This is a genomic window from Bacillus sp. ISL-77 (genome assembly GCF_018613105.1).
On record NZ_JAGGQY010000025.1, the window covers coordinates 86860 to 97782 of the forward strand.

Annotated in this window: 8 protein-coding genes; 7 read left to right on the forward strand and 1 reads right to left on the reverse strand. The window is 37.4% G+C overall.

What is annotated here, in order from left to right; all coding sequences use genetic code 11:
- The first annotated feature begins 34 nt into the window (after window positions 1-34).
- From J7E77_RS09870 to menC, 3 genes are read left to right on the forward strand one after another with little or no spacing between them, the layout of a single operon-like run.
- Window positions 35-757, forward strand: a complete 723-nt coding sequence (locus tag J7E77_RS09870; protein ID WP_214713967.1) for an amino acid ABC transporter ATP-binding protein — start codon at window positions 35-37, stop codon at window positions 755-757.
- A 26-nt stretch (window positions 758-783) separates the two neighbouring features.
- Window positions 784-1611: a GNAT family N-acetyltransferase gene (locus tag J7E77_RS09875; protein WP_214713836.1), complete on the forward strand. Its 828-nt coding sequence runs from the start codon at window positions 784-786 to the stop codon at window positions 1609-1611.
- 21 nt (window positions 1612-1632) lie between these two features.
- Window positions 1633-2742: an o-succinylbenzoate synthase gene (menC, locus tag J7E77_RS09880; RefSeq protein ID WP_214713837.1), complete on the forward strand. Its 1110-nt coding sequence runs from the start codon at window positions 1633-1635 to the stop codon at window positions 2740-2742.
- Window positions 2743-2898: 156 nt separating this feature from the next.
- Here menC and J7E77_RS09885 read toward each other — a convergent pair whose 3' ends face one another.
- Window positions 2899-3573: a thiamine pyrophosphate-binding protein gene (locus tag J7E77_RS09885; RefSeq protein ID WP_308160505.1), complete on the reverse strand. Its 675-nt coding sequence runs from the start codon at window positions 3571-3573 to the stop codon at window positions 2899-2901.
- A gap of 541 nt (window positions 3574-4114) precedes the next feature.
- On the opposite strand from J7E77_RS09885, the gene J7E77_RS09890 reads away from it, so the two are divergent.
- From J7E77_RS09890 to J7E77_RS09905, 4 genes are read left to right on the forward strand one after another with little or no spacing between them, the layout of a single operon-like run.
- On the forward strand, window positions 4115-6850 hold the full coding sequence (locus tag J7E77_RS09890) for a hybrid sensor histidine kinase/response regulator (protein ID WP_214713841.1): 2736 nt from the start codon (window positions 4115-4117) through the stop codon (window positions 6848-6850).
- A gap of 5 nt (window positions 6851-6855) precedes the next feature.
- The gene (locus J7E77_RS09895) at window positions 6856-7701 is read left to right on the forward strand and encodes a CheR family methyltransferase (protein WP_251026608.1); all 846 of its coding nucleotides are present in this window, start codon (window positions 6856-6858) and stop codon (window positions 7699-7701) included.
- A gap of 28 nt (window positions 7702-7729) precedes the next feature.
- Window positions 7730-9706, forward strand: coding sequence for a PAS domain S-box protein (locus tag J7E77_RS09900; protein WP_251028030.1), 1977 nt, complete (start codon window positions 7730-7732; stop codon window positions 9704-9706).
- A gap of 39 nt (window positions 9707-9745) precedes the next feature.
- Window positions 9746-10708 carry a sugar ABC transporter substrate-binding protein gene (locus tag J7E77_RS09905; RefSeq protein WP_214713845.1) on the forward strand — a complete coding sequence of 321 codons (963 nt, stop codon included), beginning with the start codon at window positions 9746-9748 and terminating at the stop codon, window positions 10706-10708.
- Window positions 10709-10923 lie beyond the last annotated feature (215 nt).

Sequence of the window (10923 nt, forward strand, 5' to 3'; positions counted from 1 at the left end):
CGTGTCAAATAAAGTGAAAGATCATCTTCACCCTATTATTGAAATTGAAAATGTCCATAAAAGCTTTAATCAGCTGGAAGTTTTAAAAGGGATTAATTTACAGGTGTACCCTGGCGAAGTGGTTGCCATGATTGGTTCCAGCGGATCGGGGAAAAGTACACTCCTTCGCTGTCTGAACGGGCTCGAGACTCTTTCATCTGGCCGAATTTCAATTGATAGCACGGTATTGAACTATTTGCCGCGGAGTATTCAACAAATTAGACGGGAAGTGGGGATGGTATTTCAACAATTCAACTTATTTCCTCACCTGACCGTTTTACAAAATATTATTGAAGCGCCGATTCAGGCGTTAAAGAAGTCGAAAGCAGAAGCCGTTGAAAAGGCATTAGTTTTACTAGAAAGGGTCGGCCTTGAAGATAAAAAAGATGTATACCCAAGGAAACTTTCTGGAGGTCAGCAGCAGCGGGTGGCGATTGCACGGGCGATGGCGATGAATCCAAAAATTATGCTGTTTGATGAACCGACCTCCGCTTTAGACCCAGAACTTGTTAGTGAAGTTCTTAATGTTATGAAGGGATTGGCCGAAGAAGGAATGACCATGCTGATCGTGACTCACGAAATGAAGTTTGCTAGAGAAGTGGCCGATCGCGTTATTTATATGTGTGACGGGGTCATCGAAGAACAAGGAGCTCCAGCACAACTGTTCACCAATCCTACTAGTGATCGTTTAAAAAGCTTTCTTAAAAATGTCATCTAATCAAGTGGCAGGAGGATAGTTACAATATGGACTTACAAAAACTGATTACGATACGCATGTTACATACGGCAGAAGAATTGACTGCTGTGAGAGATTTAGAAAGTCTTGTTTGGGCTGATGAGGATCCAGTACCCGTTAACCATAGCATTGCCGTCGTTAAAAATGGCGGTATGGTGATAGGCGCTTTTTCTGGAACTCGATTAATTGGCTTTCAGTATAGCTTTCCAGGATTTGATGGGACAAAGGTCTATCTATGTTCGCATAGTATGGGGATTCATCCAGATTTTCGAAAAATGGGAATCGGAGAAAAATTAAAATTAAAGCAGCGTGAAGAAGCACGAAGGATGGGCTATCAACTCATCACGTGGACGTATGACCCACTGGAAACTGTCAATGGATACCTTAATTTAAGCAAATTAGGCGGAGTGTGTACACAGTATATTGAGAATTGTTATGGTGAAATGCCTGATATTCTTAACGCAGGGTTGCCATCTGACCGCTTCTTAGTGGAATGGAACATAGCTGAGGAAACGTCTCAGCGGATGGAAGATTTCGTTGATAACCATGAAGTGCCCCTCTTGATTCAAGTGGAAGAGGATGCCGAGGGGTTGCCGGTACCGAAGGATATTTTTCTAGATAGCGAGAGGGATGCCTGGGCCAATCTCCTCTATGTTCCGGTTCCAAATCAATTCCAAACGGTTAAATCGAATAATTTAAATGCTGCATTAGAATGGAGAATGAAAACGCGCAAGGTTTTTACCCATTATATGAGTAAAGGGTGGACGGTTACGGCATTACGGAAAAGTGATCAGCCTTACCTTCATCATTATGTATTAACCAAGAAACATACTTAACGGAGTGAGGTATAAATAAGGATGGAAATACAGCGAATTGTATTAAGACATATGAAAATGGATCTATTACACCCCTTCACGACTGCTGTAGGGACCGAAAATGATAAAGATTTTATTTTGGTCGAAGTCAAAACGAAGGATGGAATTACGGGATGGGCTGAATCCGTTGCTGCGATTGATGCCACATATAAAGAAGAAACAGTCAAAACCAATTGGCATATGATGGAGGATTTTCTGATTCCACTTCTTCTGAAAGAGCCAATTTCTCATCCAGATGAGGTCTCCGAGCGCTTTCATCATGTCCGTGGGAATTATATGGCAAAGGCTGCCCTTGAAGGGGCCATTTGGGATGCTTATGCTAAAAAGCAAGGAGTTAGTCTATCGAGTGCCCTTGGAGGAACATTAGAAAAGATTGAGGTCGGCGTCAGTATTGGGATCCAGGATACGGTCGAAGAATTATTAGCTTTGATTGAGGGTCATCTACAAGAAGGATACAAACGGATCAAGGTGAAAATTCAACCAGGATGGGATTTAAATATTTTAGCAGAGATTCGAAAACACTACCCAGATATTCCATTAATGGCGGATGCAAATACCGCTTATACTTTAGAGGATATCGAAACGCTTAAGGCGATGGATCAATTTAATTTAATGATGATTGAGCAGCCGTTGGGCTTTGATGATATCATCGATCATGCGCAGCTTCAAGCGCAAATCGAGACACCGATTTGTCTGGATGAAAGTATCCATAGTGTGGATGACGTGCGAAAGGCTATTCAACTTGGCAGTTGTAAAATTATTAATATTAAAATTGGGCGTGTTGGAGGCTTAACAGAATCTAAAAAAATCCATGATTTATGTGACGCAAATGGGATTCCCGTCTGGTGTGGCGGCATGCTTGAGGCTGGAGTTGGCAGGGCGCATAATATTGCAATAACAAGCCTATCTAATTTTACTCTCCCAGGTGATACAGCTGCTTCCGCCCGGTATTGGAAGGAAGATATTATTGATCCCGAGGTAACAGTGGAAGACGGGATGATTACGATTCCAAAACAACCCGGTATCGGGTATGAACCGAACCGGGAGCGTATTGACAAGTACACGCTGTATAGTCGTACTTTTCATTCATAACTAATGTATATTTATTAAATATAGACCTAACCTTCCTGGATTCGCCGATAGAACTTAAAGATTCGCCGATAGAACATGCAAATTCGCTGATAGAATCTATTCTCACCTATTGGAATCGAAAATCCGCTCATTTTTATACTCTTGGACGATTCCTTCCTAAAAAAAAACGCCAAACCTTTGAATTCCACAATGGTTTGGCGTTTTTTTATCGAGATAGTATGGTTTGATGGTTGTTATGGTTGTTTCAATTAAACTCATTGCCATTTTAATGGAATTTTCTATCCTATTCCCCCTTTTAACCTGTGGTTGACCTAAACGGTGGTTCTGGGTAACATTCATCGTTGTATCTGTTGTGAGCTCAAGCAAAACAGGTCCTGGTCTCCCGTTAGTCGCAATCGTTAGGGTATTTTTAAGAGCTTGGTCCATGCCTTCGATGTTATTTATTTTTAAGGCGTGCTTCGTAATGGCCATTGTAAGTCCTGAAATGTTTAATTCATGAAACGCTTCATGATTGGTATGGAGTGGATCATCATGTATTTGCCCTGCTATAATGACTAACGGCACCGAGTCACTATAAGCCGTTGCGATCCCAGTAATGCTATTGGTTATTCCTGAAGCAGTAGTTAGCAGGACTACACCAGGTTTGCCTGTAGCACGAGCGAAACCATCTGTAGCATGAACCGCAGCTTGCTCATGCTGCATCCGTACATAACGAACATTTTTATCTTTCAAAAGCATTAACTCTTGTTCGTCACAGCCAAAGAAGCAGTCCACACCTAGCGAACTAATGAATTTAAAAACATTTCTACATCTGAAAATTCTTTTAACAATGTCATACCCTCACCTGATTTCTATTTTTAAAGAATATTCTAAAATATTTGGATTCATTTGTATGTGAAATAAATCATGTTTCCTATAATTTTTGATTGTCTCCATTCCCAGAGAAGAAAAAAAACGGTAACTGTAGTAGTATTATAGTGAAGGTGATTGTATGGAAGCAGGGGTTAATCGTCAAATGGTAGTGAACTCGTAAGTTTGTTATATTGAAATAATAAAATGATAAAGAGTGAAACCTTCGCATTTACTATAATTCTTCAAAATCCTCTAAAATTGGACAATTTTTACAGGCTATTCATTTAATATCTACTAATTATGGGTGGAAGTATGTGCATCCTTTTTATTAGCCACTTTCCTTCATTTATATAAAATATTATGTAGACGATAATATTGACTTAAAGTAAAATAAAAAAATATGAAAGATAATTGATAAATGGGAAGTTTTATTATTTTGAATATTCTATTTTTTGTGACAACTATGATTTAAGTTTAATAGATTAAACTGTTAATAAACGATAGGAAATATGGAGGTCTTATGAAATTTAAAACAAAGCTCTATACGAGCATCGGTTCATTACTGCTATTGTTTTTTATTATCGCCATCATTTTAATGAACATGCTCGAACAATCGACAGTGAATATGAACGTTGTTGTTAATGATCTAAATGAGAGAATCGAAATGGCTTCCGATATTAAATATGAGACCTCTAGAATAGGTCTAGAGCTAACTTCGATGTTAACTGACCGTGGAAATGATATCCATTTAAATGCGACGAATTCTTGGGAAGATTCCCATACCAATTTGCAAGCGGCGATTGAATCACTAGAAAAAATGGACAAGCAAGAGAAATCTAAAGAACTAATTGCAAAGTTTAAAATATTGCAAGAATCATATAAAAATATGGGGCAGCAAGCTTTGACAGCAAAAAAACTAAATGGGGAAATGGAAATTCCTGCTGTCTTTTGGACTGATTCTGAACTTATAAGACAAAGAATGATTCAAATTGCCGATCTTCTCTATGGATTGCAAGAACAAAAGATGAAAAATGAACTTTTAAGGTCTAAAGATACGTACAATATGGCTGTCACCATTATTTACATTTATCTTGCCATTGCCTTATGTATTGGCATTGGTTTCACGTTTTGGATTATTAGAGGTATGACAAATAACCTGAACAAAATAACAGCTGTTATGAAAAGTGCTACCACTAGTGATTTTAGTTCATTGCCCCGAATTGAGCTTTCCACTAAGGGTGAGTTGGGTGAAATCGCAGTTTCCTTTAATAAAATGGCACATGCACTAGAGGAACAAAGTAAGCTAGAGAAACAATTAAAAGAAGTAGCAGAAGAGCAAAGCTGGCTGAATAGGAAAATTGCCGAAATTGCTACCATTTATCCTGAGGTTGAAAATGTTTCTATGTTAGCAGAATTGTTAATTACAAAACTTGTACCGATGGTAGGAGCAAGTTACGGAGTTTTTTATGTTAAGGAAGTGGAAGAGCGAGAGAAGTATCTAAAAAAGATTTCTGCCTATGCCTCTTTGAATGATAATAAAGATTATATGCGTTTTCGTTTTGGAGAAGGTCTGATCGGACAATGCGCACTTGAAAAACGATCCATCTTACTAACCAATGTCCCAGATCACTACGTAAAAATTAAATCAGGACTAGGAGTAGGTTCACCGAAAAATATTATTATTTTACCGATTCAATTTGAAAATGATGTACAAGCTGTCATTGAAATTGCATCATTTGAGTCCTTTAGTCCGCTTCAGGTTAAGCTATTGGAAGCAGTAACTAACAATATTGGTATCAAAATAAACAGTATTGTTAGCCATATGAAAGCAGAAAGATTATTGCAAGAATCACAAGCCATGACAGAAGAACTTCAAGCTCAATCAGAAGAACTGCAGTTACAACAAGAGGAGTTAAGGACGACGAATGAAAAACTTGAGGAGCAGTATATAGCCTCTGAACAAAAGAAAGAGGAAATCGAAAAGGTTAGGGAGGCGCTTGAAGAGAAGGCTCAACAACTGGAGCTTAGCTCTCAATATAAATCGGAGTTTCTAGCGAATATGTCCCACGAGTTAAGAACACCACTAAATAGTTTACTAATTTTAGCGCAAATACTCGCTGAAAACGCGGATGGAAATCTTACCGCTGAACAGGAGGAGTATATTCGGACGATTTACTCATCGGGGAATGATTTACTTCATTTAATAAACGATGTTTTAGACTTAGCGAAAGTGGAGTCAGGTAAATTAGATGTAAACCCTACAGAGGTAGATCTACAGGATGTGCAAGATTTTATCGAACGTCAATTTTCTCCAATTGCGATTCAAAAAAATGTAGAGTTTACTATAAAAATGGATGCAAGTTTATCAGGGACCTTCAATATGGATGAACAACGTTTACAGCAAATTTTAAAAAATCTCCTATCCAATGCTTTTAAGTTTACTGAGACTGGCAGTGTGTCATTAGTTGTCCGGAAGGAAGTTAAAGACGTCAGCAGGAATCTATCTGAGGGAGTTCAAGCGAAATCGATGCTTGCTTTCTCCGTTATCGATACGGGAATTGGCATTGATAAAGACAAACAAGATACGATATTTGATGCCTTTAAACAAGCAGATGGAACGACAAGTCGTCAATATGGCGGCACTGGATTAGGACTTTCCATTAGTCGAGAAATGGCACAATTATTAGGTGGATTTATTGAGGTAACGAGTATGAAAGGGAAAGGTAGCATCTTCACTTTATATTTGCCATACTATCAAACGATCAACAAAATAGTGGGAAATACCGCTTTGGACGAAGTGGCCATAAGTCTTTATGAGGATGATCCACTTAAAGATGTAGAAGATCGAATAAATCAATATGGGATTTCTTCTTTGAAAAACAAGAAAATACTCATTGTAGATGATGATATACGGAATGTTTATGCCTTAACAATTGCTCTTGAAAAATATGAAATGGATATTATAGTAGCAGAAAATGGTCGTGAAGGGATTGAGGTATTAAAGGACAACCCAGATACAGACCTCATTTTAATGGACATTATGATGCCTGAGATGGATGGGTTTGAAGCCATGCGACAAATTCGCCAAATAGCAGAATTTCAAGCCGTACCAATCATCGCCCTTACAGCCAAGGCAATGAAACGCAGTAGAGAAGAATGTTTAGAGGCTGGAGCAACGGATTATATAAGTAAGCCGATTAACTTAGAACAGTTATTTTCCTTAATGCAAGTATGGCTGTATAGTAAGGAGGGCTAGAAAATTTGACAAAAAAACATAATATTCTACAGTCAGATGAGATAGAAAGAATTGAAATAGAATTACTACTTGAGGCTGTTTTTCGTTATTATGGTTATGATTTTCGAAACTATGCTTATCCTTTCATCCAAAGGAGAATTAGCCACCGTGTTGGTAAGGACAATCTTACAAGTATCTCGGCTCTTCAGGAAAAGGTACTCCGCGATTCAGAAGTCATGGGTGAGTTGCTTTCTGATTTCTCAATTAATGTGACAGAGATGTTCCGGGATCCTTCTTTTTTTAAGTCATTCCGAACAAAGATCATCCCTTTAGTAAAAGATTATCCTGAAATTCGAATTTGGCATGTTGGCTGTGCTTCAGGAGAAGAGGTCTATTCCATGTCTATTCTGTTGCATGAAGAAGGGATTTACGAAAAAACAAGAATGTTTGCCACCGATATAAACAAAAGTGTTCTAGAAAAGGCGAAGCAAGGTTGCTTTCCATTAGATAGGATGCAGCTCTACACCAAAAACTATATCGAGGCAGACGGGAAAAGGGCCTTTTCAGAATATTATAAGGCAGTCGATGATAAGGTTTTTTTCCATCCCTTTTTGCAAAAAAATATCGTGTTTGCCCAACATAATTTAGTAACCGATCAATCATTTAACGAGTTTGATATTATTATATGTCGAAATGTCTTTATCTATTTTAATAAGGTTCTTCAAAATCACGTCCATACGTTATTATATAATAGCCTAAGCCCATCAGGTTTTCTTGGGTTGGGTAAAAGAGAGGGGATAAAGTTTACTAGTTATGAACACTGTTACGGAGAATTTGACGCATCAGAAAAACTCTATCGAAAAGTTAAATAGTCCCCATTCAAACAAGGTAAATATTTTAATGGTGGATGATCATCCCGAAAATCTATTAGCATTGAAAGCTGTACTTAATTCTCCCAATTATCACTTGGTCAGCGCAAATTCAGGTAAAGAAGCGTTAAAATGTATGCTAAAACAAGATTTTGCTGTTATTTTACTGGACGTACAGATGCCTGGGCTAAATGGATTTGAAACGGCAAAGCTGATTAAAGCTAGAGAAAAAACAAGACACATCCCGATCATTTTTATCACAGCCATTAGTCAAGATATGGAACATGTGCATCAAGGGTATGCAGTAGGGGCCATTGATTATATTTTTAAACCTTTTGATCCAAAAACATTGAAGCAGAAAATCGAACAATTTGTTAAAATTCACCAAAACCATAAAGAAAATATCATTCAAACAGATCGAGAACGTAAAGTTGAACTGCTTAAAGTGAATAAAAAGTTAGATAAAACAACGTTAAATTTACGGCGGACAGAGGCATTATCCAAAGTTATTGGTGAAACAATCGTCGACACGATCCTTACGTTTGACGATCAAGGTTCTATTTTATCGGTGAATCCTGCAATTAAAAAGATGTTTGGTTACAAGGCTGAGGAATTAATCGGTAAACATGTGGTGATGCTTTTTCTAAAATCGATGGGAGAAAATGTCCAGGATTCTTCGGTTGCTTTCTTTTCCTCGATAAAACAATCTGTTGGAAAGGTAATAGAATCGGTGGCTATTCGGAAAGATGAAAGTCACTTTCATGCGGACATTCTAATTGGTGAAACCACAGTTGAAAATCAACAGCTTTTTGTTTGTACGATTCGTGATGTCACAGAAAGAAAGCAGATAGAGGAAATTAAAAAACTCCAATTCAATAATATGGAGCAAATAGTAGCAGAACGAACGCTCGAACTGATAAGGGCTAACGAAAAACTACAAAAAGAGATAGAGGAACGAGAAAGAATCGCCAACCATCTCTACCGTTCCCAAGAAAGATTTCGAAAAATTTTTGAATCTAGTCCCTGTTTAATGGCGATTTTTTCGCAGAAGAATTTAACCTTTATTGAAGTAAATACTAGTTGGATAAAATTTACAGGTTATAGCCACGATGAGTTGGAAAAACAAAAAATAAATTTGAATAATTTTGTAGATGAATCAACGGGTAAATCTATTAATCTTGATCGGAAAATTCGTAATAAGAAAATTAGCTATAAAACGAAAAACGGAGATATTCGCGACGGATTATTATCGACTGAAATGATTGATATCGATCCAGAACCATGTACGCTAATTGTTTTAACAGATATTACCGATACCGTTCACCTGGAGAAGGAGATGTCACGATTAGATCGGTTGAATTTAATCGGTGAGATGGCAGCAGGAATTGCCCATGAAATTAGAAATCCGATGACAACTGTTCAAGGGTTTTTACAATTATCAAGGAATAACAGCGCTAATTTATCAGCAGAGATTATTGATTTGATGTTAGATGAATTACGTAGGGCGAACGCGATTATTACTGAATTTCTTAATTTAGCCAAAAACAAGGTCAGTGTGAAGAAAAAGCAAAACTTAAATACGATACTAGAAGCATTATCTCCACTAATTCAAGCGGAGGCTTTTCGGTCAAATAAACAAGTTAAGCTTGATTTAAATAAGTGTCCGGATATTTATATCGATCAAAAAGAAATCCGTCAGCTAATCTTAAATATCGCCCTTAATGGACTCGATGCCATGTCGTCGAATGGAAAACTTACGATAAAAACATATACAAAAAACCAAGCCGTCATTTTAGAAATAAAAGATCAGGGTCACGGCATCAGCCCGGACGTTCTACAAAAATTAGGAACACCTTTCTTTACAACGAAGGAAACGGGAACAGGATTAGGTTTGGCTATTTGCTACAGTGTAGCAAAACGACACCACGCTGAAATTGATATAACAACGGGGGATGAGGGGACCATTTTCTCGGTTCGCTTTCAATTAAATCCCATTCTTAATAACTGATTGTTACTATTCTTAAAATAAGAGAGAGGGGAGGATGTATTGTTAAAAAATAGAAAAATAGTTTATTTTGTAGGAGCGGTTATTTCTGTCATCATTTTAATTTTTATTTCTAATTCATTTGTAGATGAAAGACCGAAAGTGGTCATTGTTTTAAAAAGTTTAGACATACAATATTGGAAAATTATTAAAGCAGGCGCTGAAAAAGGGTTCAGAGATTTTGGCATCGATGGGAAAGTTATCGCACCACGTAATGAATCTGCTGAAGAACAACGTAGATTATTAGAGAAGACCTATCAAGAAAATCCAGATGTATTAATTGTCGCACCGACGGATTCAACGGTTCTTCCTTTACTGGAAAAGTTTACTGATATCAAAAAAACTCCTGTATTACTAGTAGATAATGATTTTCCATTGGAAAATAAAACTTCTTATATCGGTACCGATAACGTGGATTTAGGAAAAAAAGCAGGCTCACTTTTAGCCTCGCAGCTTCAACCTGGAAATAAAGTGGCCATTATCGGTGGCGATTTTTCCATTTCAGTATTTAGAGAACGGATGAATGGCGCTAAAATGGCTTTAAAAGATGCGGGGATCATCTTGGCGGCTGAAAAAGTAGGGATATCGGATGATCCCAAAACAGTAAAAAAAGAAATGACAAAGATATTGCGTGATCATCCGGATATTAAGGGAGTCTTTGCCACAAATGACATTTCTGCTTTACTTGTAATTAAGGTATTGGAGGAACAAGGTGTTACGATACCAGTCATCGGAGCAGACGGAATTCCTGATATGCTGAAGTTAATCAAGGATGGAACGATATCTAGTACAGTAGCACAAAATCCTTATGATATGGGATATTTAAGCGTTGAAACAGCATTGAAAGTAACAAGAGGAGAAAATGTTGAAAAAGTCGTTGATACGGGTGTAGATATCATAATCAAAGAGAATGCGAAGCAGAGACTAGACTTTCTGAATAAATTGTTTAAAATGAATACCAGGTAACGAATAAATGAGTGTCAGGCACCAACCAGATAATTGGATGGTGCCTGACACTTTTTTTGATGATCACGAAATAGTAATAATTTCTTGTTCCTGACCAAGTCCTTTTTATTCCTTATCGGATGAGGAAAAGAAATGGCTTACTAGGTTTTTTAGCAATGATGCAAGTGAACATTGGGAAGAAAACCATTTCATAAAGCCCGTTACAGTGTTTTATA